Raw genomic sequence first — 25,814 nt, 5'->3', positions numbered from 1 at the left:
GTCATCAGAAGGCGCGCGCGTGGTCCGGAACGTCCTGCACGGTCGGATCGCGATCGGGTTCGCGGCCCTGTCGTTGGCCCTGTTTGTGCCCTTGGGTGCGCAGGCCCAGGACGCACTGCCGGGGCTCGATGCCATCTTTCTGGATCCCGATCAGATCGGCGGTCGCGCCGTCCAGATCTTCCTTCTGCTGACGGTCCTAAGCCTCGTGCCGGGAATAGCGGTCATGGTGACATGCTTTCCGTTCATCGTGACGGTGCTGTCGATCTTGCGCCAAGCCATCGGGCTTCAGCAGGCCCCACCGAACATGCTGATCGTCAGCCTTGCTCTTTTCCTGACATACTATGTCATGGATCCTGTTCTAACCGCGGCATGGGAAAGCGGGGGGCAGCCGCTCGCGGCTGGTGAGATTTCACTTCAGGAAGGGTTCACGCGCGCCCTGGAACCCTTGCGCGGCTTCATGGCGAACCGTGTCGATCCCGGAACGTTCTCTGCACTGGCGGATCTGCGCAATCCTGAACCAACGGGCGCGACAGTGCCGGAGGGCCCGGGTTCGGGGGCCAGAGCGGCGTCCGCTTCGGCGGCGCTGTCGATACTCGTGCCATCCTTCTTGCTGTCCGAAATCGCCCGCGCCTTCGAGATCGGATTTCTGATCTTTCTGCCCTTCCTGATCATCGATCTCGTGGTGGCTGCGATCCTGATGTCCATGGGGATGATGATGGTACCGCCCGCCATCGTCGCACTGCCATTCAAGCTCGCGTTCTTCGTGGTCGCAGATGGCTGGACACTCGTGGCGACAGCGCTTGTTCGCAGCTATTCCTGAGCCATGTGCGCATTCCATGACGTACTTCACCTGGTTGCAGGGCGCGGTAATTCGCGTCCCGTTGGGGCCGTGTCCAGGTGCTGCCGCATTGATTTTTCCGTGAAGCGCGATGCAACGCCGGACAACCCGGTGCCGACACGAACCCGCTGACAATCGACGACCGATGGCCGGCGCGTCAGCCCTCGGCCAGCGTGGCGAGATAACGCCCGTAGTCGTTCTTGCGATAGCTTTCGGCAGCCGCCTTAAGGTCACTCTTGCTGATCCAGCCTTGCTGGAACGCGATCTCTTCGAGGCATCCGACCTGCTGTCCCTGCCGAAGCGTCAGGGTGCGCACGAAGTTGCCCGCGTCCAGCAGGCTGCCATGGGTGCCGGTATCGAGCCAGGCATAGCCGCGGCCCATCTTTTCCACACCGAGCAACCCGTCATGCAAGTACATTTCCAGCAGCGTCGTGATCTCCAGTTCGCCCCGGTCCGACGGCGTGACCTTGCGCGCCCGTTCCGGCGCGCTGCCGTCCAGGAAATAGAGACCCGTCACCGCGTAGTTCGACGGCGGCACGGGCGGTTTCTCGATGATCTGCTCGGCGCGGCCTTCCGCGTCGAACTTCACCACGCCGTAGCGCTCGGGATCGGCCACGCGGTAACCGAACACGGTGCCCCCGACCGTCTTGGAATCCGCCGATGCCAGCAGGTCTACCAGACCGTGCCCGAAAAAGATGTTGTCCCCAAGGCACATGGCCGAGGGCGCGCCGGCCAGAAAGTCCTCGGTCAGAAGATAGGCCTGCGCCAGCCCGTCGGGCGACGGCTGCACGATATAGGTCAGCGAAATGCCCCATTGCGACCCGTCGCCCAGCGTGCGGCGAAACTGCTCCTGGTCCTGCGGCGTGGTGATCAGGGTAATTTCGCGGATACCCGCCAGCATCAGAACCGAAATCGGAAAATAGATCATAGGCTTGTCGTAGATCGGCAGTAGCTGCTTCGACACGCCCTGCGTAATTGGGTAGAGCCGCGTCCCCGATCCCCCGGCGAGAATGATCCCCTTGCGGGCAGTCTTGGACGTATCGGTCATGAACGCAGAGCTCCGAGGTCTTGCAGGATATCATGCAGGCCCGCGCGCCAGTCTGGGCGGGGCAGGCCGAACACGGCTTCGGTCAGGCTGTTGTCCAGCCGCGAATTCAACGGGCGCCGCGCAGGCGTGGGGTAGTCCGTCGTGGGAATGTCCACGACGTCGCAGACGGTCCCGGACAGGCGAAAGATCTCGCGTGCGAAATCGGCCCAACTGACATCCGGTCCGCCGGTCACGTGGTAGGTGCCCGTGACGGACGGATCGCGCAGCAGCCTGTCGGCCACGACGAGACAGGTATCCGCCAGCGCCGCGGCGGGGGTCGGCCCGCCCACCTGATCGGCCACGATCGTCAGACGGTCCCGTTCTGCCCCGAGACGCAGCATCGTCTTGATGAAGTTGTGTCCATGGGCGGAAACGACCCATGAGGTGCGCAGGATGGCATGGACCCCGCCCGCATCGCGCACCGCGATCTCCCCGGCCAGTTTCGTGCGCCCATAGGCGCCGAGCGGTCCGGTCGGCGTATCGACGGAGAATGGCTGCTCGCCCGTGCCGTCGAACACGTAATCGGTGGAGATATGGACCAGCGGCAAGCGCCGCGCCGCGGCAGCGCGCGCAATCGCGCCCGGCGTGGTGGCATTGATGACCCGCGCGAGGTCCTCGTCGCGTTCGGCCTTGTCGACCGCTGTATAGGCTGCCGCAACGATCACGGCGTCGGCATCGCTGTCGGCCACGATCCGTGCACAGGTATCGGGTTGCGTGAAATCGCCCTGAGTCGAGTCGCGCACGTCCAGTGCCACATCGCCCGCCCGGCGCTGCAACTCGGTGCCAAGCTGCCCGGTCTTGCCGAAGACCAGAAGTTTCATGCCGATGTCCCCAGACGTGCGCCCACGCCGCCGCGTCCCTGAAGCGCTCGCCACCACGCTTCGTTGTCGAGATACCACTGCACCGTCTTTTCCAGCCCCTCGTCGAGGGTAACGGACGGTCGCCAGCCCAGTTCCGTGCGGATGCGCGTGGGGTCGATGGCATAGCGCAGGTCATGGCCGGGCCGATCCGCGACGAAGGTGATCTGCTCCGAATAGGCCGTGTTCTTCGGCCGCTTCGCATCGAGGATCGCGCAGATCTTGCCGACGATCTCGATGTTGCGCGCCTCGTTCTCGCCGCCGATATTGTAGGTGCGATGGTTCGCGCCGCGTTCCAGAACGGTCAGTAGCGCGTCGGCGTGATCCTCGACATAGAGCCAGTCGCGCACGTTCTCGCCCGCGCCGTAGACCGGGATCGGTTCCCCCGCCAGAGCCTTGAGGATCACCACAGGGATCAGTTTTTCAGGGAAATGATAGGGTCCGTAATTGTTTGAACAGTTGGTCAGCACATAAGGAAGACCGTAGGTTTCGCCCCAGGCGCGCACCAGGTGATCCGATGCCGCCTTGCTGGCCGAATAGGGCGAGTTGGGGGCATAGGGTGTGTCCTCGGTGAACTGCCCGGTGGCGCCCAGCGTGCCATAGACCTCGTCGGTGGAGATATGGTGGAAGCGGAAATCCGCGGGCCGTCCGCGATCCACCCAGTAGGCCCGCGCGGCGTTCAGCATCTCGTAGGTGCCGTTCACGTTCGTTTCGATGAAGGCACCGGGTCCGTCGATCGACCTGTCCACGTGGCTTTCTGCGGCAAGATGCATCACCGCGTCGGGCCGGTGATCCGCGAAGATCCGCGCCATCGCCGCGCCATCGCGAATATCGGCATGCTCGAAGGCATAAAGCGGGCTGTCCGCCACCGGCGCCACGTTGTCGAGGCAGGCGGCATAGGTCAGCGCATCGAGGTTCACCACGCTGTGCCCGCGCGCCACCGCCAACCGTACCACCGCCGATCCGATGAACCCGGCACCGCCGGTCACGAGTATCTTCATGTCTCAGGCCTCGTAAACGAAGGGACTGTCGAAGTCCCGGAACAGGGGGGCCGCCGCGTCCTTGGCGGACAGGATGGCCGATGCCGTGTCGATGCCCCAGTCGATGCCGAGGTCGGGGTCGTCGAACCGCACAGCGCCGTCGCAGTCCGGCGCGTAATAGTCCGAACATTTGTACAGAAGCTCGCTGTCCGGTTCGAGAACGGCAAACCCGTGCAGGAACCCCTTCGGAATGAAAAGCTGGTTGCCGGCTTCTGTCGAAAGTTCTAGCGCCAGCCATTTTCCGAAATGCGGAGACCCCTTGCGGATATCGACGGCCACATCCAGCACCCGGCCCCTGCCGACACGCACCAGTTTGTCCTGCGCATGGGGCGGCGCCTGGAAATGCAGACCGCGCACCACGCCGACCTGGCGCGACAGCGAATGGTTGTCCTGAACAAAGGTCACGTCGATCCCGTTCTGTGCCAACGCCGCGGCGTTATAGACTTCGGAAAAGAAACCCCGATCGTCCCCGAACCGCCGCGGCGTCAGTTCGACGACGCCGGGCAGGGCTGTTTGTTCAACCTGCACGCTTCACCTCTTGGTCACCGGACCCGCCAAACCGCACAATGCGCGTCCGTCGATGGCGGTTGTAGCGAACTCCTTGCAAAAGGTCACACCGGAAAATCCGCGTCCGCCCTATGATGTGCGAACACGTAGCGCACCATCGGTGGCGCGCGGGGCGCGGCACGGTTTTTCGCGGGTTTTCCCGGCTGCGGCGGGGCGGCAGCGCAAAATCCGGTTCCGTGGCTCTGGCCTTTTCCCGCAACGCTTTCTAGTCTGCGCGGAATTAACGGAGTGCACCTTGGCCGACCACAGCGAACACCCCGCCTCATTCTGGACCGCCGCGAGCCTCTTGCCGCCGCTGATCGCAGCCGCATTGTTCGCGGTGTTCACGACCTTCCTGCCTGCCGTCGCCGCCGGCGAGACGCTGCGCTACGCTTGGGGCTGGATCCCTGCGCTCGGCGTGGATTTCAGTTTCGTCATCGACGGGCTCAGCCTGACGTTCTCGCTCCTGATTTCGGGTATCGGGATCGCGGTCATGCTGTTTTCCGGCCGCTATCTCGCCGGGCACCCGCAACACGGACGGTTCTCGCTCTATCTCGTCAGCTTCATGCTGGCGATGCTGGGGTTGGTACTGGCGGACAACCTGCTGGTGTTGTTCGTGTTCTGGGAACTCACCACGATCACGTCGTTCCTGCTGATCGGCTTCAGCCACGGATCCGAGGTGTCGCGCCGCGCCGCCCTTCAGGCGCTGCTGGTGACCGGTGCGGGCGGACTGGCGATGCTCGCCGGGTTCCTGCTGATCGGGGCAGAGACCGGCACGTTCGAATTGTCGGCGCTGCGTGAGATGGGCGACGTTCTTCGTGACAGCCCGCTCTATATCCCGATCCTGATCCTCGTGCTGTGCGGGGCCTTCACCAAGTCGGCGCAGTTTCCGTTCCATTTCTGGCTGCCCAATGCCATGGCCGCCCCCACGCCGGTCAGCGCCTTCCTGCACTCTGCCACCATGGTGAAGGGTGGCGTGTACCTGCTGGCACGGATGCATCCAAACCTTGCCGGCACGAACACATGGCTCTGGACGCTGGTGATCTTCGGGGCGTTCACGACCGTGTTCGCGTCCATCGTCGCGCTACGGCAGAACGACCTGAAACAGACGCTGGCCTACACCACGCTTATGGCGCTGGGGGCGCTCGTGCTGTTCCTTGCGGCGCCCGGTGGCTATGCCGTTACGGCCGCAGCCACGTTCCTCGTGGTGCATTCGCTGTACAAGGCGGCGCTCTTCCTGACCATCGGCTGCGTCGATCATGCCACCGGCACGCGCGATGCGCGGCGGCTGGGCGGTCTTGCGCGACGGATGCCGCTGACCGCGCTGGCGGGCGGGCTTGCGGCGCTGTCCATGGCCGGGATGGTGCCGTTCATCGGGTTCATCGGCAAGGAACTGCTCTACAAGGGCGGGCTGGAAAGTCCCGCCTCCCCGATCATCGTCACCGGCGCGATCTTCGCGGCCAGTGCGCTCATGTTCGCCGTCGCGGGGGTGGTGGCGCTGCGGCCCTTCTGGGGGTCGGACGGGAAGATGCCACTGCTGGATCGCCCGATCCGGGAGGCGCCGCTGCCCATGCTGGCAGGGCCCTTGGTCCTGGGTGTGCTCGGGCTCTATTTCGGGTTGTCGCCGCACGGGCTTCAGGTCCATGTGACCGATCCGATCGTCGGCGCGATCCTGGGTGACCCGGACATGGCCAAGGAGTTGTATCTCTGGGCCGGCTTCAATCTTGCGCTGATACTCAGCATCCTGACCTTCGCGACCGGGGTGGCGATCTATGTCTTCCAGGACCGCATCCGAGAACGCATCGTCGCCGCCGAGTCCCGGCTGATGAATTTCGACGCGCTCTGGGATCGGTTGCTGGCCGCCATCGGCACGGGGGCGCGGGTCGTCACGGACCTGCTGCAACCCGGCATCGCTAGCCGTTACCTGATGGCGGTGTTCACGACGATCACGCTGTTGATCGGGTCGGCGATCCTGATCCGGGGGCTGGATATCGGTACGGTGGGCCTGTCGGGGGTGGACGGCGTGCATGTCGTGGTGTTCGGCCTGACGATCGCGGGCACGCTGCTGGCCGTCGTCACCAATTCCCGCATCGCGGCGATCACGGGGCTGGGTGTCACGGGCACCGGCGTCGCACTGGTCTTCATCATGTTCGGCGCGCCCGACGTCGCGATCACGCAGATCCTCGTCGAAATGCTGATCGTCGTGTTGTTCTCCGTCGCGGCGCTCAAGCTGCCCACGCTGCCCCAGCGGCTTCCGTTCTTTCACCGGCGTGCCCACGCGGCGGTCTCCATCGCGCTGGGCGCCATCGTGGCGGGCGTCGTGATCGCGGTGACCTCGGTCCCGCTCGACCTGCGCCTGACCGAATTCTTCGAGGCCAACAGCTACCCCGAGGCCCATGGCCGCAACATCGTCAACGTGATCCTGGTGGATTTCCGCGCCTTCGACACGTTCGGCGAGATCTCGGTCGTGGCCATCGCGGCGATCTCGGCCTACGCCTTGCTGCGCCAGCGCAAGACGAAAGGATCGCAATGAATTCGCTCATCCTGACAACCGCCACGCGACTGATCGTGGCGATCCTGCTGCTGTTTTCGATGTTCATGCTTCTGCGCGGCCATAACGAACCGGGCGGCGGCTTCATCGGCGGGCTGATCGGCGCGACCGGGTTCGTGATGTATGCCATCGCCTGCGGCACGTCCGAGGCGCGCGCGGCGCTGCGCGTGCGCCCCCAGCAGATCGCCGCCGCCGGGCTGGGTGTCGCGGCGCTGGCCGGGCTGTCGTCGGGGCTGCTTGGCGATCCGATCTTCACCGGCGAATGGCTGATGATCGGAGCGTCCGGGGACAGCAAGGGGCTGGCGCTGTCCACGGTGCTGCTGTTCGACATCGGGGTCTATCTGGTCGTCATGGGCGGCATCCTGACCCTGGTCTTCGCGCTGGAAGAGGAAATCTGAGACGTGGAAACGCTTCTTGCCATGACCCTTGGCTGCCTTGTCGCGGCCGGAGTGTACCTGATGCTGGCGGGTGACCTGCTGCGCTTCCTGTTCGGGCTCACGCTGATTTCGAATGCCGTCAACCTCGCGATCTTCACGTCCGGGCGAATCACGGTTGGGGGAACCCCGCCGCTTGTGCCGGACGGGGCGTACGAGCCTGCGGGCGACGTCGCCAACGCGCTGCCGCAAGCGCTGATCCTGACGGCCATCGTGATCGGCTTCGGGCTGTTCGCCTTCGCGCTCGTGCTGACGCTGAAGGCGTATGGGCTGCTCGGGACCATCGACATCGACAAGATGCGCCTGTCCGAGGCGAAGCCGGACGAGGACAAGGCATGAGCTGGTATCTTGCCATGCCGCTGATGACCCCGGTCCTGACCGCGGTCGCCGCCTACCTGTTGCGCGGGTCGGGGATCGGCCGCTGGGTTGCGGTCGCCGGTTCGGCGCTGGGACTGGTCTTCGCGCTGATGCTGATGAATCAGGTTATCGCCGCAGGCGTCGTGACCGGGCAGATGTCGGACTGGCCCGCACCATTCGGCATCACGCTGATCGCGGACCTGTTTTCCGGCATCATGGTGCTGCTGACTGCGGGGGTCGGGCTGGCCGTGGCCGTCTATGCCTGCGGCGAGATCGACGACGACCTCGAGGAAATGGGTTTCTTCGCCATCTTCCAGCTGCTTCTTGCGGGCGTGACCGGCGCGTTCCTGACGGGCGATCTTTTCAACCTCTATGTCTGGTTCGAGGTGCTGCTGATATCGTCCTTCGGGCTGCTGATCCTTGGCGGCACGCGGCAGCAGATCGACGGCGCGGTCAAGTATGTCGTGCTCAACCTTGTCTCGACGATCATCTTCCTGTGCGGGCTTGGGCTGCTTTACGGGGCCACGGGCACGCTCAACATGGCCGACCTGCGGCTGGCGGTGGACAACAGCGACCAGCAGGGGCTCGTTACCGTCCTGTCGATGTTCTTCCTGGTCGCCTTCGCCATGAAGGCGGCGGTGTTCCCGCTGTTCTTCTGGCTGCCTGCATCCTACCACACGCCCACCAGCGCGGTGTCGGCCATCTTCGCGGGCCTGCTGTCCAAGGTCGGCGTCTATGCGCTGTTCCGGACCTTCACGCTGATCTTCGACAACGATCCGGCCTATACCCAGCCGATCCTCTATGTCGCGGCGGCCCTGACCATGGTGACGGGTATTCTTGGCGCGCTGGCGCAGACCGACATGCGCCGGGTCATGTCCTACCAGATCGTCAGTTCCATCGGGTTCCTGATCCTCGGGCTGGCCATCGGCACGCCGCTCGCGCTGGCGGGCGCGATCTTCTATCTCGTGCACAACATCATCGTTAAGGTGAACCTGTTCCTTGTCGCGGGCGTGGCCACGCGGCTGTGCGGATCGTCCGAGATGTCGCGCATGGGCGGCGTCTACAAGACCGCGCCGCTGGTGGCGCTGCTGTTCCTGGTCCCGGCCTTCACGCTGGCCGGTTTCCCCCCGCTCACCGGTTTCTGGGCCAAGGTCCTGCTCGTGCAGGCAGCGCTGGAGGCGGGCAACTGGGGCATGGTGGCACTGGTGCTGATCGTCAGCCTGCTCACGATCTGGTCGTTGATGATCGTCTGGGCCCGCGTGTTCTGGGCCGCGCATCCCGAAGGGCTTGAACCGCGCACCGCCGATCTGGCCCCGGTCCGGCTGCATCTGCTGCTGCCCATCGCGGCATTGGGGCTGGCCAGCATCCTGATCGGGCTCTTTCCGAACGGGCTGATCGTGCTGGTTCAAGCCGCCGCGGCGCAGCTTCTCGATCCGCAGGCCTATGTCGATGCCGTGCTCGGGGGGGCGCCATGAACCTGTTCGCCATCAACCTCTTTCTCGCCTTCGTCTGGATGGTGCTGACCGATACGGGGTCGGCCTCCGCGCTCGTGTCCGGGTTCGTGCTGGGCTTCGGGGCGCTGTGGCTCGCGCAACCGCTCTATGGCGAGCCGGGCATGTATTTCGTGCGCACATTCCGGATCATGCACCTGATGCTGTTCTTTGCATGGGACCTGATCAAGTCGAGCATCAGTGTCGCCGCCGCGGTTCTTCTGCCCGGACGGGTCACGCAGTCGGGGATCATCGACATGCCGCTTGACGTAAAGTCCGACGTGGAAATCCTGCTGGTCGCCAATCTCATTTCGCTTACGCCCGGCACGCTCAGCCTCGATGTGTCCGAGGATCGCAAGACGCTCCATATCCATGCCATGTTCGCCGCCGATCCCGAGGCGGAGGTGCAGGGCCTGAAGGACGGGATGGAGCGCATGGTCAGAAGGGTATTCGAAGATGACGCCTGACTCCTTCCTGTCGATGTGCCTGACCGCCGGGTTCGCGCTCATCATGCTGTCGCTGATCCTGGCCTTCGTGCGGCTGGCGAAGGGACCAAGCTTTTCGGACCGGGTCGTCGCGCTCGACATGATGTCGGTTTCGATCGTGGCTTTCTGCGCGCTCTACGCGGTCAAGACCGGTGTCGGGTCGTTTCTCGACATCGCCAGCGTCGTGGCGCTGATCGGTTTTCTGGCGACCGTCGCCCTGGCGCGCTTCGCCGAACGGGGCCTGCATCGGGACCGAACGATAACCTATGACAAGGGCACGCAGCCGCCGGGCAGCCGCGCGGCGCCTGCGCCCGAAGGCGAGGCGAAGACATGACCGAGATCATCGCGGGGCTTCTGGTGCTGGGCGGTTCGGCCTTCGTGTTCATCGCCGGGCTCGGGGTGTACAATCTGCCCGATACGCTCAACCGCATGCATGCCTCGACCAAGGCGGGCACGCTGGGCAGCATTCTGTCGCTGATCGCCACGGCGCTGGTCTTTACGGACGGGTCTGTGACGGCGCGGGTGGTGGCGATCATCGCCTTTCTGCTGCTGACGGCGCCGGTGGCGGCGCACATGATCGGCCGCGCGACGGTGCATCTTCAGCGCGATCTGTCGGGCAAGGCCGACGCCATCGCCCATCGTCACGACGATCAGGGCCGCGCGGATGACGGTGCCGATGGGGCCCGGTCCTCGTCGTAAAGCCGCTGGATGAACCGCCCCGCGGGGCGGTCGCGCAGATCGGTGATGACGGCGCGGATGTCCGGCGGGCAGGTGTCGAGCGGTGGCAGGTGTCCGCCATAGCCGCGCGCCAGCACCATCGGGCCGCCCGACGTGGCGAAGGCAAGATCCGCCAGCGTCAGCCGGTCGCCGCACAGGTACCGCCGCCCGTCGGCAAGCCGCGCCTCCACCTTGTCGAACCCCGCGCGCACGGTTTCCAGTGCGTCTGCCGCCACCGCGTCCGACAGCCCCAGCGCAGCGATCAGCCGCCCGCGCACGGGCGCGTAGGCGCCGGCGCGCAGCGCCAGCCGTTCCCACGCGGGCACACCGGTGGCGAAGCTGTCCCAGACCAGCGCACGATCCCGCAGGAAATGGTGATAGGCCCAGCGGACCGTACCCATCCCCATCTCCCAGCGCAGGTCGTGCTGCAGGGCCATCACCTCGGCGTGCAGGTCCGGGTCGCGATCCGGGTCGGGCAGCACGCGGGCGGGTTCGGGGGCGCGGTGATCCAGCCCCGCGACCAATGCGTCCACCCCCGCGAAACGGTCCGAACCACACAGGAACAAGGGGCTGTCCATGCGCCCCGCGCCCGCGCAGCGCAATGCGAGAATGTGGAACACCGGCGCGTGCGGCTCTTCACGGAACGGCACGCCCCAGCGCGCCAGCAGCCAGCGCGCAAGGTCCACATCCGCGCTGGGCAGCAGGGTGATCAGCCGCGCCGTTTCGGTCATTCGGGATCGAAGATCAGGGTCATATGCTGCGGAAAGGGCGTCCCGCCGGTGTCGCAGCGCCCGGCGTCGCCCTCCGCCCGCCGCAATCCGGCGCGCGCCAGCAGCGGCATCAGGATCGCGGGAATGACGGCGGCGTTGATCTGCGCGCCGAAACAGGTGTGCATGCCCGTCCCCCAGATGATGTGATCGGTGAAGGGCCGCGCGGGCCGGAACTGCGCGGGCGCGTCGATGGCCGCGGGGTCGTGCATCGCCGACAGTGTCACGGCGAACACCATGTCGCCCTTGCGCACACGCCGCGCGCGCAGGGTTCCGGGCGCGATCACCGTGTCGCGGGTGGCGCGTCGGTAGATCACCGGGTTGTGCGGGTTGAACCGGAGCGCCTCCCAAAGATGCGGGGCGAGTTGCGCGGCATCCCCCGTGCGTGCGGCCGCCTGCGCGCGCCGCAGCGCGTCAGGGCGGCGCAGCAATTCGTCCATGGCAAGGCAGCAGGCCTTGGAAATCGTCGGGATCGCGCCGATCACCAGCCCCAGCAGATTGTTGCGAATGCCAAGGTCATCCATCCCCGGCACCCCGGCCGCCTGCAAGGCCAGACAGCGGGAGATCAGGTCGTCGCCATCCCCCCCGGCCGCCTTGCGCGCGGCGACCGCGGTGTCGAGCGCGTCGCGCAAGCTTTCCGCATCCTCCATTGCGCCTGCGCCAAGGGTCGGGTCCGCGGCCAGATCGCCGAAGAGATACCAGAAAAGCCGGGTGGCCCAGCCCTGCAGGTCCGCCGGGTTCACGCCGGTAAGGCCGAAATAGCCCGTGACCATGTCCGTAGGCACCATGAGCGTGAGGTCCGGGGGCAGGTCGATCCGCCCGCCCGCATCCGCCACCGCCTGCGCGGCAAGGTCCGCGGCGCGCGGGGCGATCCGCGCGGGCACGTCCGTGTCGCGCATGGCCAGCCGCATGGCGGACGTGTCGCGGCGATAGTCCCAGCCCGGCTGCATCCCGAGAAAGAAGTTCTCCCCCGCGGTCAGTTCGCGCATCCGGGGGCCATAGACGACCTCGAAATCGTCGTCCCGGCACAGCACGTCCATGACGTCGGCGTGGCGCGTGACGATCACCGTGCCGCTGTTGGCATAGGCTGCGACCAGTTCGCGGTTGAGCCGCAGGTTCGGCGCGAAGGCCCGCAGAACCGCCATCCCCTGCATCTGCCGTGCCGGATCGCCCAGCAGCGCCGCCGCGTTGGCCTTGAACCCGCCCGGCGCGCGCGCGGCCGACAGCCCGGCGGCGCCCAGCCGCCCCAAACCGGCCAGCCCCGCGCCCCACATGCCGAAGCGCAACCCGGCCGACTGCACCGCGTTCACGATCATGCGCCGCGCCTCAGGTCGGGTCCACGATGCCGAGCGCGATCATGTGCAGCGCCGTCATCGAGGGGAGAAAGAAGTAATCGCCGCCGCGGGTTTCCACGAAGGTCTTTAGCCCGCCCATGACGTAGGGCGGCTTGCCCGATTTCGGGTCCGACGGGATCGTGAACCGCTTGTGCAGGCTGTGGTCCCCAAGAAGCGGGCAGGTGTCGTTGCCCTGGTTGAAATCCAGCCCGTACTGGATCCATTGCTGCTGCACGAATTCGAACTGCCGGAAGATGCTCGCGCCGATGATCATCATCGCCACGCCCTGTTCGGTCGTGTCATCCTTGTGCGCGCCGGTGTTTGGACCATAGGGCAGGCCACGGCGCAGGATGCGGCGGCGCTTGTTCAGTTGCGTCGTGGCCTTCTTGTTGGGCTTGCCCGGCTGGTTCAGCGGGTCGAGGTAATCGCGCGTGTTCACCCGCCGCAGATGCGCGCCGTTCGGGCACTTGAACCCGCCCATGTCGTCGCCATAGCGGAAATCGCTGGCGGCCCGGCTTTTCAGGTAATTGCGCTGCGCGGTCAGCGCCTTGGCAGGTTCCGGGTCGTCCATGCCGGTTTCCGCCCGCACGCGCAGCCAGTCGGCGAAGGTCGGCGCGGTGGCCGTCGGCACGCCGTCGGACCAGCGCCCGACCATCTTGGCCAGCACGGTTTCGCGCGCCTCGGCCGCGTCCACGCCCATGACGCGCGCGAAACCCTCGGCCTCGGCATCCAGAACTGCGTTGAAGCTGCCGACGTTTTCATGAAGCTTGCGATAGACCATGAAGCTGCCGTTCTGCATGACGCCCGGCGGCATGGCCGTGGGCGGCAGTTCCTGGCTTTCGTCCGGGTGGCCGAGCAGGAATTCCCCGGTGGCCAGCGGCTGCCAGCCGGTGGAAGGCCCCATCCACTTGCCGCGACCGATCACGGCGTCCTTTTCCTGTTCGGGCGGGTACTGCCCATCGAAGACCGGGTCGCCGATCCCGTCGGTCAGGCCGAAATGTTCGCGCGGGGTGGGGAAACGCGCGCCGCCGATCTCGGTGAACACGGCCGATGCGGGCTGGTATTCGCCCGCGCCGTCCCGCCCGTGCCCGTCGAGGATGCGCACCCCGGTTTCGGCGCACAGGGCGCGCAGCCAGTCGGTCTGGGCCTCCAGTTCCGGCACCGGCTTGTCGCTGCCCAGTCGCGCCAGTTGGGCGTTCATGGAAATCCACACATGCACGTCGCGCGCCGGATCGCCCGCACGGTTGGCTTTCCAGATCGGGTCCCAGTGGTTGCACCAGCCGTGATCCTCGACCTCCGGCCGGTCGGGGCTGCGGTCGCCGAGGATGAAGGCGCGGGCCTTCATCCCGTCCACGAAGCTTTCGGGCATGCCCTGCAAGGTGCGCGTCGGCAGGCCCAGCATGCGCAGGCCGGGATAGGTGAAGGCGACATTCAGTGTCACCTTCGGCTTCGTGTCCGGCGTCCAGCGCGCGGCGGTTGTCACGCGCGGGCGCAGCATGTCCACGAAACGCCGCCCCGACACCGGGTCGGGCAGGTTGAGAAAGACATAGCGCGCGAAGGGAAACGAGAACCGCCCATAGGCGCGGGTGATGTTGCCCTGGATATCGTCGAGATTGAGTTGGCGTGTCATCGGGGTGCCTCAGGACGTGCCGTGGCGGGCAGAGATCACGCCGGGCGTTTGGGTGGGCTGCATCGTGTCGCCGGGTTTGTGGGTAGCGAGGAAATCGCCGAACGCCGCATGGAGCGTGTCGGCATCCGCCCCCTGCCGGTCCACCACGAAATCCGCGAAATGCTGTTGCAGGTAGAGCGATTTCAGAACGCTGGGCAGATCACCATGGTCGGCTGGCGGCATGGGGTTCTGCCCGCGCGCGACGATATAGCGGTAGACACCCACCAGCACGGCGACACTGACGGCGAGCCCGACCAACGCGACCCAGCCCGCATGGGGCGTCATGTAGCCCAGAAGCTGCGCGAGAAACGCCAGCACCGTCGCCGCCAGCGGCACGATGGCGATGGCGGCCAGCGGCTTGACCGGCAGCGGCGACAGCTTGGGCGGGCTGGTCCAATAGTCGTGGAACGGCATGGTCGTGTCGACCTGGCAACGTTTCAGGTAGCGGGCGAAATCGTCGCCCGTCCGCACGCTGTCGAAGCCCACGCAATTGTCGTAGACCGCCCGCAATTCCGGTTCCATCCGGTCCCAAAGGCGCTTGGCCCAGGCATCGCGGACGCGGCCCTGCTGCTTTTCGTCCAGCGTCGCGGGCAGGGGGGCGCCTTCTTCCATCACCGCGTCGATATCGGCGGCGAAAAGCAGGTAGGCGCTGTTCAGGCGGTCCACGGCCTGCGGGTGGATCGGGTCCTGCCCGCGCAGCGACATCACCAGCGCGTCCTTCGGATCGCGTCCGTTATAGATCGTGTCCTCGATCACCACGAAGCGGCACAGATGGGTCTGCAGGCTGCGCGCGAAGGGGCTGTTCTCGCCGATCCGGATCGTCGCGGGCGATTGCAGTGCCGTGGGCAGCAGCCCCAGCGTGATCCGCAGCGCCTGTTCGTGTGACATGACCTGACCGGTCAGATCCGTGGTCGTACCCGCCTTGATCGGGGCGAGGAAGGTCAGGAAGAGGTGGCCGGTGTCGAAATTCGGCATGGCTCAACTCCGCTCGAAATCGAAGACCGCGGCGGCGTTCTGCACCGCGCGCATCCGGTTCATGTCGGCATGCTCGGTGTCGAGGCTCGCCACGGGCCCGAAGCCCGGATCACCAAGATCGCCTTGCACCTTCAGCAGCTCCGCCTGAAAGGTCTGCGCGAACTCCTCCGGCGTCTGGCTCGCATGGGCCGCAGCCAGCCGGTCGATCGCCCGGCGTACCCGCAGCGCCGCCTTGACGTCGCGCTGCGCGGATCCGGGCGTGGCGTTGTAATAGTAGTCGGTGAACAGCTGGTTATGGGTGATGTAATCCTTGAACGGCGTCACCGGGATCGACTGCGGGTATTTCGTGGCCGAGTACCAGAACAGGTTGAGCCCGTTGGGAATGCCGTCGGAGAACGCGTCGATATACTGGTCCCACGTCCCGTTGAAGTTGGAACAGAACAGCATGTAGTCGTTGCGCACCCGTTCCTTGCCCTGCCCAAGATCGGGCCATTGGTGCGGCTTGATGATGACCCAGCGCGCGAAATGGATCAGCGACAGGCCCAGCAGGCCGCTGAGCACGTCGGGAACCCCGCGCGCCACCATGAAGATCAGCCGGTTGGTCCATGTCTTCCATGGATGGCTGGGTGTCACGACATTCATCGCATAGGCCTTGCCGGCGATATTCGACATCGGTTCCCCCCGAACGTGTCCCTTGGTTGAAAGCCTACACCCGTCAGCGTTGAGCCGTCCAAGACTTTCCGCAGCGGAACGGGTCCGGGATTCCGCACCATCGCTGCGGGCATCAACCGATTGGAAAGGATGACCGCGCTAAGCCCGGTTCATGGCAGCAAGAATTGCGGCGGGCAGAATGCAGCGGACGGGACGATGGATCGGGCTGATTGCGGCCCTGTGGGTGGCCGCGGGCTGGCCGGGGGGCGCGTGGGCCGCACGCGGCGATGCGGGCGCGCTGTGCGAAGCCGCCGCCCGGCGCGCATCGGCGGCGTCCGGCGTCCCGCTGCCCGTGCTTCTGGCGGTGGCGCTGTCTGAAAGCGGGCGAAAGACCGGCGGGCGCTTCGCGCCATGGCCATGGGTGCTGAACGTCGAAGGCGCGGGCGCGTTCTTCGATACGCGCGATGCCGCCCTGGCCGCCGCGCAGCAAGCGATCGCCTCGGGCCGAGACAGCACGGACCTGGGATGCTTCCAGGTCAATTTCCGCTGGCACGGCGATGCTTTCGCGTCGCTGTCGGAGATGATCGACCCGGACCGCAATGCGGCCTACGCGGCGCGTTTCCTGCGCGAACTTTACGCCGAAAGCGGCGACTGGATCACAGCGGTGGGCCACTACCATTCGCGCACGCCGGCCCATGCGAACCGCTATCGTGGGGTGTTCCGGCGCCATCTGGCGGCACTCGGTGCCGGGCCGCTGCCAGCGCCGGGTCCGATGCCCGACATGCCGCCGCTCGTCGCGCGGGCCGAGGCGCCCGTGCGGGAGAACCGGTTCCAGTTGCTGCAGGGCGGGGGCGCGCCGGTCAGCATGGGGTCGCTCGTCCCCGATGGGCCGGGGCTTGGGGGGCTGTTGGCCGATCGGCCCGCTCGCAGCCTGTGGGGGGGGTAGGCCATGCCGACCATCGACCGGAAGCTTCTGTTCCAGCCCACGATCCTCATGGCGATGGCCCTGATGGCGATCATCGTGATGATGATCCTGCCGATGCCCGCCTTCGTGCTGGACATGGGGCTGGCGCTGTCCTTCGCGCTGGCGATCCTGATCTTCACGGTGACGCTGTTCATCGAACGGCCGCTCGATTTCTCGTCCTTCCCGACGATCCTGCTTGCATCGCTGATGCTGCGGCTGTCGCTCAACGTGTCGTCCACCAAGCTCATCATCGGGCAGGGGCACACGGGGCCGGACGCGGCGGGCAACGTCATCAGCGGCTTCGCCAGTTTCGTGATGGGCGGCAGCGTGTTCCTCGGTGTCGTTGTCTTCTGCGTCCTGCTGATCGTGAACTTCATGGTCATCACCAAGGGCGCTGCCCGCATGGCCGAAGTCGGCGCGCGCTTCGCACTTGACGGGATGCCGGGCAAACAGTTGGCCATCGACAGCGACATGGCGGCGGGGTCCATCACCCACGACGAGGCCAAGGAGCGTCGCGCCACGGAACAGGCGGAAACGACATTCTTCGGCTCGCTCGACGGGGCGTCCAAGTTCGTGAAGGGCGATGCCATCGCGGGGCTGCTCATCACGCTTCTGAACATCGTGATGGGGCTGGCGATGGGCGTTTTCGTCCACGGCATGGCGCTTGGCGATGCGGCGGAGACCTATGCCATCCTGACCGTGGGCGACGGGCTGGTCACACAGATCCCCGCCGTGATCATCTCCATCGCGTCGGCGCTCTTGCTGGCGCGGGGCGGGGCGTCGGGGACCACCGACTTCGCGATCTTCTCGCAACTGGGGCGGTATCCCGCCGCGCTCGGGACCGTGGCCGTCCTGATGGCGCTGTTCGCGCTTGTCCCCGGGCTGCCCTTCGTCCCGTTCCTTCTGGGCGCCCTTGGGCTTGGTGCGGCGGCGGCCATGGGCCTGCGGGCCGCGAAACGCGAATCCGACCGAGCCGAAACCGCGGCCGCCGCCGAAGCGAAAGCCAACATCCCCGAGGCGCGGATGGGCGATCTGCTGGACGTGGACGACATTCACGTGGAATTCGCCGCGGACATCGTGGCGATGGTTCTCGATCCCGCCACCGGCCTGGAGGCCCGGATCGTCAGCATGCGCAATCACGTGGCGCAGGAATACGGCCTGATCCTGCCGGAGATCCGGCTAACCGACAACGCAAGCCTTCCCGACGGGACCTATGTCATCCGCATCCACGGCGCCGAACGGGTGCGCGACCGGCTGCAACCCGACCGCGTGCTGGCGCTGCTGCCGGATCACGGTGACCTTCCGGAAGAGGGTCTGTCGGTGCGCGAACCGGTCTACGGCGCGCCCGCGCGCTGGATCGACCCGGCGCGGCAGGACGAGTTCGCCATCGCGGGCGCGACGGTCGTCACCGCGTCCGAGGTGCTGGCGACCCACCTTCTAGAGGTGCTGAAGGCCAATCTCGGCCACCTGATGACGCTGAAGACCCTGCGTCGGCTGCTCGACGAGATGGCGCGCCTGACCGATACCGCCCGGGCCGAGGCGAACCGCCGCCTGATCGATGACATGGTGCCCGACAAGGTGCCGCAGGACCTGCTGCTCGCCGTGATGCGGCTGCTGCTGGAAGAACGGGTGTCGATCCGCAACCTGCCCCTGATCCTCGAAGCGATCGCCGAGGCGCGGCCGATGCATGGACTGCCCGAGGCCGTCTGCGAACATGTGCGCCAGCGGCTGGGATTCCAGCTCGTGGCCGCGCATCGCCGCGCCGACGGCACCGTGCCGCTGCTGCAACTCGCCCCGGAATGGGAATCGCGGTTCCAGGCGCACCAGGTGGACAGCGACCGCGGCCTTCCGGACGTCGCCCTGCCGCCCGACGAGTTCAACCGCCTGTCCGCGGCCATCGCCGAACGCTATGCGAAGGCCAGCGCCGAAGCGGCGCCGGCGCTCGTGACCTCGACGCGGCGACGGCGGTTTCTGCGCACGGTCGTGGCGGCGCGCGGCCTGCCCCTGTCGGTCCTGTCCTTCGAGGAACTGGGCCTCGACGCGCGCCCCGCGATCCTGGGCGTGGTGCCCGCGTGACACCGGCGCTGCTGGCACTGATGGGGCTGGGGCAAGAGGCCGCCCTGCTGGCCACCGCGGTCTTCATTCGCGTAGGTGCAGCCATGGCGCTGCTGCCTGCGTTCGGCGCGCAGGCTGTGCCCGTGCGGGTGCGGCTTGGCCTGACGTTGGCGTTCACGGCTGTCGTTGCGCCGTCCGTGGCCGGGCTGGCGCCGGACGTACCCGCCGATCCCGGCGGGGTCCTGCGGTTTCTCGGCGTTGAAACCGTGGCGGGACTCGCGCTCGGGTTCTCGGTGCGGCTCTTCATCTGGCTCTTGCAGGTGGCGGGCACCATCGCCGCGCAGGCGGTGTCCCTTTCGCAGCTTCTGGGCGGGGACGCGGTGGACCCCCAGCCGGCGATGGCACAGTTGCTGATGGTGGCCGGACTGGCGCTCGCGGCGATGACGGGTCTACATGTGCGCGTGGCCGAGGCGCTGATCCAGTCCTATGACGCGCTGCCCATGGGCGGACGGCTGCCCGCGGCCACCTTGGCCGAATGGGCGACGGCGCGCGTGGCGGGCATGTTCGGCAGTGCCTTCGCCTTCGCGGCCCCCTTCGTGATCGGGTCCGTGATCTACAATCTCGCACTCGGGGTCATCAACCGCGCGATGCCGCAGCTCATGGTGGCTTTCGTCGGTGCGCCCGCGATCACCGCCGCGGGGCTGGTGCTGCTGTTCGTGACGGCGCCGATCCTCTTGCCCGCCTGGCTGGGCCTGCTGCACCTGCGCCTTGCCGATCCGTTCGGAGTGGCGCCATGAGCGAAGGATCCGACGACGACAGTGAAAAGCCGTACGACCCGTCCGCCAAGAAGCTGGAAGACGCGCGGCGCAAGGGGGAGGTCCCACGCTCCGTCGACCTGATGACGGCGGCGGCCTATGGCGGCGTGCTGCTCGCCGCCCTGGCCTTCGGGGGGGCGTCGCTGCAATCGCTCGGCACGGTACTGATGGTGCTCCTGGACCGCGCCGACGGGCTGGCGCCGCTCTTGCTGGCCGATGGTGGGGCGACGCTGGCGGGCGGATTGATGGCGCGGCTGACCTGGGTACTGCTGCCGTGGTTCGTCATTCCGGCGGCGCTGGTGCTGACCTGCATCCTCGCGCAGCAGGGGTTCACGGTAACCGGATCGAAGCTCGCACCGAAGCTTAACCGGATCGGACTGATCTCGAACGCGAAACAGAAATTCGGCCGTGGCGGTCTGTTCGAATTCGCCAAGAGCTTCGTGAAGCTGCTGGTCTTCTCGGGCGTGCTGGCGCTGTTCCTCGTCGGGCAGATCGAGGTGATGGCCGCGAGCGCGCTGCTCGATCCCGGGCAGGCGATGGTGCTGCTGGGGCGGATGGGACTGCAATTCATGGCGGTGGTGCTGGTCGTGTCGCTGGCCATCGGGGTGGTGGACATGCTCTGGCAGCGCGCCGAACATCACCGCAAGAACCGCATGTCCCACAAGGACCTGACCGACGAGGCCAAGCAGACCGAGGGCGATCCCCACATGAAGCAGCAGCGCCGGCAGCGCGGCTACGACATCGCCACGAACCGGATGATGACCGACGTTCCGACCGCCGACGTGGTGGTGGTCAATCCGACGCATTATGCCGTGGCCCTGCGCTGGGAACGGACGCCGGGATCGGCACCGGTCTGCGTGGCCAAGGGTGTCGACGAGGTTGCAGCCCGCATCCGCGCGGCCGCGGCGGATGCGGGGGTCCCCATCCACCGGGATGCACCGACCGCGCGGGCGCTGCACGGCACGGTGGAGATCGGCGCACAGATCCGGCCTGACCATTACGAGGCGGTCGCGGCCGCGATCCGCTTCGCCGACCGGATGCGCGACCATGTGCGCGCCGGGGGTGGCGCATGACCCGGCGTGGACCGGCCCCCGATCCGCGCCTGCCGCGCCTTGCCGCGCTGGCCGATCTCGTGCAGCGCCACGCGGTCGCCGCCCTGGCCGAGAACCGGAGGCGGGACGCGGCGCTGGCCGACGAGATCGCGGCGCTGCGCGCCGAAACCGCCGGATGTGAGCCGACGGCCTTCGAACGCTCGGGCGGTGCTGCGCGGCGGGCAGTGTGGCGTGACAAGCGGATCCGTGCGCTCAACGCGGAAAGGGCCCGGCTGCGCGCCGCGCGCGACGGGCTGGCGCGGGCTGCGGCCCGCGCCGTGGCGCGCGACCGGGTCATTGGGCGGCTGCGTGACGATTCCGACCCGTTTGGCTAATCACGCGGAACCTGCGGCACTCGACCTACGGCGCCGACGCCCGGCGCGTTGCCCCTCGTCGGGCGTTCGCGCCCGCTCCGGGAAGGGCGGATGCCCCTCCCGGCGCTGCTCAGATCGCCTGTTTGACGAGGTCGACGATCAGCACGTCGCGCAGGACGGGCCCCGCCGTCGATTGCCCCATTTCGCGCAGCGCCAGCCGCAAGGTGTCGAGTCCGAGATGGCTGAGGAAATTGCCTTCGAATCCGCCAAGGCTCGCGTGATCGAACAGCACCCGCAGGAACGCGTCGCGCAGCTTGGGTTCGATGTTGTAGATGTCTTCCTGGCGGCCCTGCGCGATTTCGAGGCTCAGGGACACGATCACCATGGACGTCACGTCGTTGCCATCCACCAGCGGCACCACGAACTGGTTGTTCAGCTTCATGTATTCCACCGGCGTGTCGGGTGGAGTCGAGGCATCGAGCGCCGCTTCGGATTCGGGTGCCGGGCAGTCGGCGGGAAGGGGCGCCGGCGGCGGCACAAATATGCCCGCCCCCACGCCCGCGCCAAGCCCCAGCACAGGCAGAACGATCGGAAGGAATTTCAGCATCGGGTATCCTCAGAAGGGCAGGATGATGTCGGAAATCTGCTGGCCCCAGCGCGGCTGCTGCACATCGCTGATCTGGCCGCGCCCGCCATAGGATATCCGCGCGGAGGCGATCTTGTCGTAGGTGATCTGGTTGCCGCGGGTGATATCCTCGGGCCGCACGTAGCCTGATACCAGCAACTCGCGCAGTTCGAAGTTCACGCGCACCTCCTGCGAGCCCTCGAGGCGCATGACGCCGTTCGGCATCACGTCCGTCACGGTGGCCGCGACGCGCAGGGTCAGCTTCTCGCGCCGCCGCACGGAACCGTCGCCTTCGGACGAACTGGACGACGTGATCGACACCGGGTTCTCGGCCGATGCGCCGTCTGGCATGTTCTGGCGCTGCGGGAAGCCGAAAAGCTGCGGCACCTCGAGGTTTTCGCCCGCGGCCCGCGACCTTGCGCTGGAGTTCGAGATCTCGGCCCGTTCGTCGATCTCGATGACCACCGTCAGGATATCACCACGCTCCCCCGCGCGTCGGTCGCCCAGCAGGGAATTCCGCGCACCGGTCCAGAGCGATGCCTGGTCCACGATCCGCTGCCGTTCCAGTGTCGGCGGCAGCCCGCGCGATGACATGGCAAGATGCTCTCGGCTGGTATCGTCCGGCGAGAAGGTCGGCGGGCGCCCGACATGGTCGAGACGGCCGCAGCCTGCAACGGCGGCCAACAGTGCGAGCGGGAGCAGGATCGGGCGCATGGAATGTCCTTTCTCGTTCAGTTCGGGGCGACGCTGATGCTGCCATCGGACCCGACGCGGCCGATGACGGTGCTGCGCGATGCGAGGTTCATCACCCGGATGCGGTCGCCCACGCTGCCGCGGTCCAGCGCGCGGCCATCTGTCGAAATCGCAAGCCCCGCGTGGAAATACGTCAGGGGCACGATCTGGTTGCGTTCCACCAGCGCGGGGCTGGTGAGATCTCCGCCGAAAACGGGCCGGCCGGCATAGATGGCGACCCGCGTTTCGCGGCCGATCGCCTGCGCGGGATCGTGCAGGGCACCGGGCACAGGGGTGTCGTCGCGCACGAGATCGCCTTCAGTCAGCACCGAATGCGCGGGCAGGTTGCGTGCCGCGGCCAGCGTGTCGGCATGGGCCGCGACACCGGACGCGCACGTCACCAGCGCCAGCGCGGCCCCGAGAAAGGGCCGAATGATGCGTTTGGACCGGAACGGGGGGGCGGCATCCATGGCGTCAGCGGATCTGCGAAGTGGATGCCATCATCTGGTCGGCGGCGGTGATGACCTTGGCATTCAGTTCATAGCCGCGCTGTGCCTCGATCAGTTCGGTGACCTCGCGTACGGCATCGACCGAGGAATTCTCCAGATAGCCCTGCCGCAGCGTGCCCAGCCCGTCCGTGCCCGGATCCGCCACGTTGGCGGGGCCCGAAGCTTCGGTTTCGCGGAACAAGTTCCCGCCGAGCGCCTCCAGTCCGCGGGGATTGGCAAAGCCTGCCAGCGTCAACTGGCCCAGAAGCTCGGCTTCGACCTGGTCGCTGAAATAGGCGTAGATTTCACCATCCGCGTTGATCGTCAGGCTGATCGCGTCATCGGGGATCACGATATCGGGCGCGATCGGATAGCCGTCGGACGTGACGACCTGCCCCTCGGCGGAGCGTTTCAGCCCGCCGTCGCGGGTGAAGGCCGCGCCCCCATCGGGCATGGTCACCTCCAGGTATCCCGCGCCTTCGATCGCGATGTCGAGATCGCCGCTTGTCTGGGTCAGCGCGCCTTGCGCCAGGTGCACCGCCACCGCCGTGGGCTTCACCCCGAGGCCGAGCTGCACGCCGGTGGGCACGACGGTCCCGTCGGCGGCGTTGATCGATCCCGGCCTCTGGAGCTGCTGGTAATGCAGGTCCGCGAACTCGGCGCGCCGCGTGTTGTAGGCGGTCGTGCTCATGTTGGCGAGGTTGTTCGAAATCACTTCCACCCGCATTTGCTGGGCGGTCATGCCGGTGGCGGCGATCTTGAGCGCACGCATGGGCGGTCCCCTTTGCTTTCCGTGTGATGGGCCGGTCTACTGGCCGAGTGTCTGGAGAACGGCGCGGATGCGTTCGTCCTCGGTGGAGATGATGTCGCGGCTGCGTTCATAGGCGCGCTGCACTTCGATCAGCCGGGCGATTTCCAGGACCGGGTCCACGTTCGAGCTTTCGAGGAAGCCCTGCGCGAGCGTCGGGTTCTCCTGCGCTTCCACGGGGCCGTCGATGTCGAAGCGCACGTCGCCGGAGCGGGTCAGGCTTGCGTCCGCGGCGGGGTCGAACACGCCGATCTGCCCGAGCGGCTGCCCGTCGCCGCTGACAGATCCGTCGCGGCCGATCTGCACGTCGCGCACGCCTGGCGGGATGAAGATGGGAACGCCACCCGGGTCGAGCACGAGCGCCCCGTCGGACGCGCCCAGCAGACCTTCGCCGTTGGGATGGAACGATCCCGCCCGCGTCAGCCGGTTGCCATCGGGGGTTTCGACCATGAAATAGCCCTCACCCTCGATGGCGATATCGAAGGTGCCGCCGGTCCGGGTCAATTGCCCCTGGCTGCGGTCGATCATCCGCGCATTGGCGCGCGCCATCGACAGCGATGTGTCCGCATCCTCCAGCCGCTGCACGTGCTCGGAGAAGATCAGCCCTTCTTTCTGGAACCCGTCCGTGGCCGTGTTCGCGATGTTGTGCGCGATGACCTGAAGTTCCTGGCGCAGCCCGCTCTGGCGGGTCAGCGTGGCGTATGTGGCGTTTTCCATGTCAGCCTCCGGCGATCAGCGGGATGATCGTCCCGTCGAAAAAGGTCGTGAGCGTGCGGGTCATGAAGCTCATGCTGACCCAGTAGACCACGAGGATGGCGGCGAGTTTCGGCACGAAGGTCAACGTCATCTCCTGGATGGAGGTCAGGGCCTGGAACAGGCCGACCACCAGCCCCGCGACCAGCGCCGCCGTCAGGATTGGCAGCGAAATCAGGACCGCGATCCAGAGACCCGCGCGCAACGTGTCGTAGAAAACCGCCTCGGGCATGATCAGACCGGCATCCGCAGGATTTCCTGGTAGGCCTCGACCACCCGGTCGCGCACGGCGACGGCGGTATCCATCGCAAGCTGTGTCTGGGTGAGCGCCTCCACCAACGCCTGCGGATCGCCGCCCGCGACCATGGTCTGCTGCGCCACCGGGTCGGTCGCTGCGAGCGTTGCCGCGAAATCCGCGACGGCGGTGCCGCCCGCATTGCCCAGCGGCGGAGTATCGGTTGGGTTCGGGCGGGTTGCGGGCTTCGCCTGCAGATAGGATTGCAGCGCCCCGTTTGCCTGGAACATCATGGATGGTCTCCCTTATCTCTTCAGAAGGTCGAGCAGCGATGTGGTCATCTTGCGCGCATGGTCGAACATGCGCAGGTTGGCCTCGTAGCTGCGTTGAGCCTCGCGGCTGTCGGCCATTTCGAGGATCGAATTGACGTTGGAGCCGCGGTAGTAGCCGTCGCCGTCGGCCAGCGGGTGCGACGGATCGTAGATCTGCGCAGGGACTGATCGGTCAAGCTGGACCGGTCCGGTGCGCACTTGCCCGGCCTCTTCGGTACGGCCCGCCACCGTCTCGAAGGTCACCAGCTTGCGCTGATAGCCGGGCGTGTCCGCGTTCGCCATGTTCTCGGCCACGTGCCGCAGTCGCGTGGCCTGTGCGCGCATGCCGCTGGCCGAGATGGCAAGACTGTCCCGCAGATCGCTCATGTTGCGTCTCCCTTACCGGCGCCCGAGCGCGCTGCGCAGCAGATCGAGCCCGCCGCGATAGGCCGCGAGCGCAAGATCGTGCTGCTGGCGCACGAGGCTGGATTTCACCATTTCCGTTTCGATCGACACCGTGTTGCCGTTGGGCGAGGCATCGCCGCTGACTTCCCGCGGTGCGAGGTCGAGCTGCGCCACCCGCGCCACGGCGGGATCATGGCCGGGGCGCGTCGCCTTCAGCGCCACGGTGCTGCTGCCCGCCGGTCGCCATGCGTCGGCGAAGTCCGGGATGTCCTGCGCGGCATAGCCCGGCGTATCCGCATGGGCGATGTTGCGGGCGATGACATGCTGGCGGTCCGACGCGTGCCGGGCCAGCGCGGACGCCGTGTTAAAGAACTGTAAATCTTTGTACATCGGGGCTTCTCCCACGATTTGCTTCAACCT

Annotated in this window: 31 protein-coding genes; 13 read left to right on the top strand and 18 right to left on the bottom strand. The window is 66.8% G+C overall.

Annotated elements, in window-relative coordinates; translation table 11 throughout:
• Window positions 1-19: 19 nt before the first annotated feature.
• Window positions 20-820, top strand: coding sequence for a flagellar type III secretion system pore protein FliP (fliP, locus tag DDE13_RS05565; protein ID WP_235868598.1), 801 nt, complete (start codon window positions 20-22; stop codon window positions 818-820).
• 175 nt (window positions 821-995) lie between these two features.
• On the opposite strand, the gene rfbA is transcribed toward fliP, so the two are convergent.
• Genes rfbA through rfbC form a run of 4 tightly spaced genes read right to left on the bottom strand, consistent with a single transcriptional unit; the run spans window position 996 to window position 4,350 of the window.
• The gene (gene rfbA, locus DDE13_RS05560; RefSeq protein ID WP_111402277.1) at window positions 996-1,886 is read right to left on the bottom strand and encodes a glucose-1-phosphate thymidylyltransferase RfbA; all 891 of its coding nucleotides are present in this window, start codon (window positions 1,884-1,886) and stop codon (window positions 996-998) included.
• Window positions 1,883-2,746 carry a dTDP-4-dehydrorhamnose reductase gene (rfbD, locus tag DDE13_RS05555; protein ID WP_111402275.1) on the bottom strand — a complete coding sequence of 288 codons (864 nt, stop codon included), beginning with the start codon at window positions 2,744-2,746 and terminating at the stop codon, window positions 1,883-1,885. The genes rfbA and rfbD overlap by 4 nt, the downstream gene beginning before the upstream one ends.
• Window positions 2,743-3,783 (bottom strand): dTDP-glucose 4,6-dehydratase, encoded by a 1,041-nt coding sequence (gene rfbB, locus DDE13_RS05550; RefSeq protein WP_111402273.1) that lies wholly within the window; start codon window positions 3,781-3,783, stop codon window positions 2,743-2,745. Before rfbB ends, rfbD begins: the two co-directional genes overlap by 4 nt.
• Before the next feature lie 3 nt (window positions 3,784-3,786).
• Window positions 3,787-4,350: a dTDP-4-dehydrorhamnose 3,5-epimerase gene (gene rfbC / locus DDE13_RS05545; RefSeq protein WP_111402271.1), complete on the bottom strand. Its 564-nt coding sequence runs from the start codon at window positions 4,348-4,350 to the stop codon at window positions 3,787-3,789.
• Between the two features lie 274 nt (window positions 4,351-4,624).
• On the opposite strand from rfbC, the gene mbhE reads away from it, so the two are divergent.
• The 7 genes from mbhE to mnhG are packed head-to-tail and all read left to right on the top strand — an operon-like array spanning window position 4,625 to window position 10,384.
• Window positions 4,625-6,901, top strand: coding sequence for a hydrogen gas-evolving membrane-bound hydrogenase subunit E (gene mbhE / locus DDE13_RS05540; RefSeq protein WP_235868597.1), 2,277 nt, complete (start codon window positions 4,625-4,627; stop codon window positions 6,899-6,901).
• A complete protein-coding gene (locus DDE13_RS05535) occupies window positions 6,898-7,317 on the top strand; it encodes a Na+/H+ antiporter subunit B (RefSeq protein WP_111402267.1) in 420 nt (139 codons plus the stop codon). The genes mbhE and DDE13_RS05535 overlap by 4 nt, the downstream gene beginning before the upstream one ends.
• A gap of 3 nt (window positions 7,318-7,320) precedes the next feature.
• The gene (locus DDE13_RS05530; RefSeq protein ID WP_111402265.1) at window positions 7,321-7,692 is read left to right on the top strand and encodes a Na+/H+ antiporter subunit C; all 372 of its coding nucleotides are present in this window, start codon (window positions 7,321-7,323) and stop codon (window positions 7,690-7,692) included.
• Window positions 7,689-9,185 carry a Na+/H+ antiporter subunit D gene (locus DDE13_RS05525; protein WP_111402263.1) on the top strand — a complete coding sequence of 499 codons (1,497 nt, stop codon included), beginning with the start codon at window positions 7,689-7,691 and terminating at the stop codon, window positions 9,183-9,185. Before DDE13_RS05530 ends, DDE13_RS05525 begins: the two co-directional genes overlap by 4 nt.
• Window positions 9,182-9,667, top strand: coding sequence for a Na+/H+ antiporter subunit E (locus tag DDE13_RS05520; protein ID WP_111402261.1), 486 nt, complete (start codon window positions 9,182-9,184; stop codon window positions 9,665-9,667). The genes DDE13_RS05525 and DDE13_RS05520 overlap by 4 nt, the downstream gene beginning before the upstream one ends.
• Window positions 9,657-10,019 carry a monovalent cation/H+ antiporter complex subunit F gene (locus tag DDE13_RS05515; protein ID WP_222626036.1) on the top strand — a complete coding sequence of 121 codons (363 nt, stop codon included), beginning with the start codon at window positions 9,657-9,659 and terminating at the stop codon, window positions 10,017-10,019. Before DDE13_RS05520 ends, DDE13_RS05515 begins: the two co-directional genes overlap by 11 nt.
• Complete coding sequence (gene mnhG / locus DDE13_RS05510; protein ID WP_111402259.1) at window positions 10,016-10,384, top strand: monovalent cation/H(+) antiporter subunit G; 369 nt, start codon at window positions 10,016-10,018, stop codon at window positions 10,382-10,384. Before DDE13_RS05515 ends, mnhG begins: the two co-directional genes overlap by 4 nt.
• Here the strand turns inward: mnhG and DDE13_RS05505 are convergent.
• From DDE13_RS05505 to DDE13_RS05485, 5 genes are read right to left on the bottom strand one after another with little or no spacing between them, the layout of a single operon-like run.
• Window positions 10,336-11,133: a glutathione S-transferase C-terminal domain-containing protein gene (locus tag DDE13_RS05505; RefSeq protein ID WP_111402257.1), complete on the bottom strand. Its 798-nt coding sequence runs from the start codon at window positions 11,131-11,133 to the stop codon at window positions 10,336-10,338. The genes mnhG and DDE13_RS05505 overlap by 49 nt on opposite strands.
• On the bottom strand, window positions 11,130-12,485 hold the full coding sequence (locus DDE13_RS05500) for a cytochrome P450 (protein ID WP_235868596.1): 1,356 nt from the start codon (window positions 12,483-12,485) through the stop codon (window positions 11,130-11,132). Before DDE13_RS05500 ends, DDE13_RS05505 begins: the two co-directional genes overlap by 4 nt.
• A gap of 10 nt (window positions 12,486-12,495) precedes the next feature.
• Complete coding sequence (locus DDE13_RS05495; RefSeq protein WP_111402255.1) at window positions 12,496-14,133, bottom strand: Dyp-type peroxidase; 1,638 nt, start codon at window positions 14,131-14,133, stop codon at window positions 12,496-12,498.
• 9 nt (window positions 14,134-14,142) lie between these two features.
• Window positions 14,143-15,147 (bottom strand): hypothetical protein, encoded by a 1,005-nt coding sequence (locus DDE13_RS05490; protein ID WP_111402253.1) that lies wholly within the window; start codon window positions 15,145-15,147, stop codon window positions 14,143-14,145.
• Window positions 15,148-15,150: 3 nt separating this feature from the next.
• Window positions 15,151-15,819: a hypothetical protein gene (locus DDE13_RS05485; protein WP_111402251.1), complete on the bottom strand. Its 669-nt coding sequence runs from the start codon at window positions 15,817-15,819 to the stop codon at window positions 15,151-15,153.
• Between the two features lie 178 nt (window positions 15,820-15,997).
• On the opposite strand from DDE13_RS05485, the gene DDE13_RS05480 reads away from it, so the two are divergent.
• From DDE13_RS05480 to DDE13_RS05460, 5 genes are read left to right on the top strand one after another with little or no spacing between them, the layout of a single operon-like run.
• Entirely contained in the window at window positions 15,998-16,744 is a 747-nt protein-coding gene (locus tag DDE13_RS05480; protein ID WP_162630869.1) for a transglycosylase SLT domain-containing protein, read from the top strand.
• Between the two features lie 3 nt (window positions 16,745-16,747).
• Window positions 16,748-18,838: a flagellar biosynthesis protein FlhA gene (gene flhA, locus DDE13_RS05475; RefSeq protein WP_111402247.1), complete on the top strand. Its 2,091-nt coding sequence runs from the start codon at window positions 16,748-16,750 to the stop codon at window positions 18,836-18,838.
• Window positions 18,835-19,614, top strand: coding sequence for a flagellar biosynthetic protein FliR (locus DDE13_RS05470; RefSeq protein WP_328587835.1), 780 nt, complete (start codon window positions 18,835-18,837; stop codon window positions 19,612-19,614). Before flhA ends, DDE13_RS05470 begins: the two co-directional genes overlap by 4 nt.
• Complete coding sequence (locus DDE13_RS05465) at window positions 19,611-20,705, top strand: EscU/YscU/HrcU family type III secretion system export apparatus switch protein (RefSeq protein ID WP_111402243.1); 1,095 nt, start codon at window positions 19,611-19,613, stop codon at window positions 20,703-20,705. The genes DDE13_RS05470 and DDE13_RS05465 overlap by 4 nt, the downstream gene beginning before the upstream one ends.
• A complete protein-coding gene (locus DDE13_RS05460; RefSeq protein WP_111402241.1) occupies window positions 20,702-21,058 on the top strand; it encodes a hypothetical protein in 357 nt (118 codons plus the stop codon). Before DDE13_RS05465 ends, DDE13_RS05460 begins: the two co-directional genes overlap by 4 nt.
• A gap of 109 nt (window positions 21,059-21,167) precedes the next feature.
• On the opposite strand, the gene DDE13_RS05455 is transcribed toward DDE13_RS05460, so the two are convergent.
• The 9 genes from DDE13_RS05455 to DDE13_RS05415 are packed head-to-tail and all read right to left on the bottom strand — an operon-like array spanning window position 21,168 to window position 25,784.
• The gene (locus DDE13_RS05455; RefSeq protein ID WP_111402239.1) at window positions 21,168-21,644 is read right to left on the bottom strand and encodes a flagellar basal body-associated FliL family protein; all 477 of its coding nucleotides are present in this window, start codon (window positions 21,642-21,644) and stop codon (window positions 21,168-21,170) included.
• Between the two features lie 9 nt (window positions 21,645-21,653).
• The gene (gene flgH / locus DDE13_RS05450) at window positions 21,654-22,376 is read right to left on the bottom strand and encodes a flagellar basal body L-ring protein FlgH (protein ID WP_111402237.1); all 723 of its coding nucleotides are present in this window, start codon (window positions 22,374-22,376) and stop codon (window positions 21,654-21,656) included.
• A gap of 17 nt (window positions 22,377-22,393) precedes the next feature.
• Window positions 22,394-22,864 carry a flagellar basal body P-ring formation chaperone FlgA gene (gene flgA, locus DDE13_RS05445; RefSeq protein WP_111402235.1) on the bottom strand — a complete coding sequence of 157 codons (471 nt, stop codon included), beginning with the start codon at window positions 22,862-22,864 and terminating at the stop codon, window positions 22,394-22,396.
• 4 nt (window positions 22,865-22,868) lie between these two features.
• Complete coding sequence (gene flgG, locus DDE13_RS05440; RefSeq protein WP_111402233.1) at window positions 22,869-23,654, bottom strand: flagellar basal-body rod protein FlgG; 786 nt, start codon at window positions 23,652-23,654, stop codon at window positions 22,869-22,871.
• 36 nt (window positions 23,655-23,690) lie between these two features.
• Complete coding sequence (locus DDE13_RS05435) at window positions 23,691-24,407, bottom strand: flagellar hook-basal body complex protein (protein ID WP_111402231.1); 717 nt, start codon at window positions 24,405-24,407, stop codon at window positions 23,691-23,693.
• Between the two features lies 1 nt (window position 24,408).
• Window positions 24,409-24,675 (bottom strand): flagellar biosynthetic protein FliQ, encoded by a 267-nt coding sequence (locus DDE13_RS05430; RefSeq protein ID WP_394340285.1) that lies wholly within the window; start codon window positions 24,673-24,675, stop codon window positions 24,409-24,411.
• Window positions 24,676-24,677: 2 nt separating this feature from the next.
• On the bottom strand, window positions 24,678-24,971 hold the full coding sequence (fliE, locus tag DDE13_RS05425) for a flagellar hook-basal body complex protein FliE (RefSeq protein ID WP_111402226.1): 294 nt from the start codon (window positions 24,969-24,971) through the stop codon (window positions 24,678-24,680).
• Between the two features lie 12 nt (window positions 24,972-24,983).
• Window positions 24,984-25,376, bottom strand: coding sequence for a flagellar basal body rod protein FlgC (gene flgC, locus DDE13_RS05420; RefSeq protein WP_111402224.1), 393 nt, complete (start codon window positions 25,374-25,376; stop codon window positions 24,984-24,986).
• A 12-nt stretch (window positions 25,377-25,388) separates the two neighbouring features.
• A complete protein-coding gene (locus DDE13_RS05415) occupies window positions 25,389-25,784 on the bottom strand; it encodes a FlgB family protein (protein WP_111402222.1) in 396 nt (131 codons plus the stop codon).
• Window positions 25,785-25,814 lie beyond the last annotated feature (30 nt).

The sequence above is a fragment of the Meridianimarinicoccus zhengii genome (assembly GCF_003254465.1).
Classification (GTDB): domain Bacteria; phylum Pseudomonadota; class Alphaproteobacteria; order Rhodobacterales; family Rhodobacteraceae; genus Meridianimarinicoccus; species Meridianimarinicoccus zhengii.
Note: the sequence above shows the minus strand (reverse complement) of the source record. Positions and strands in the feature narration are given on the sequence as shown.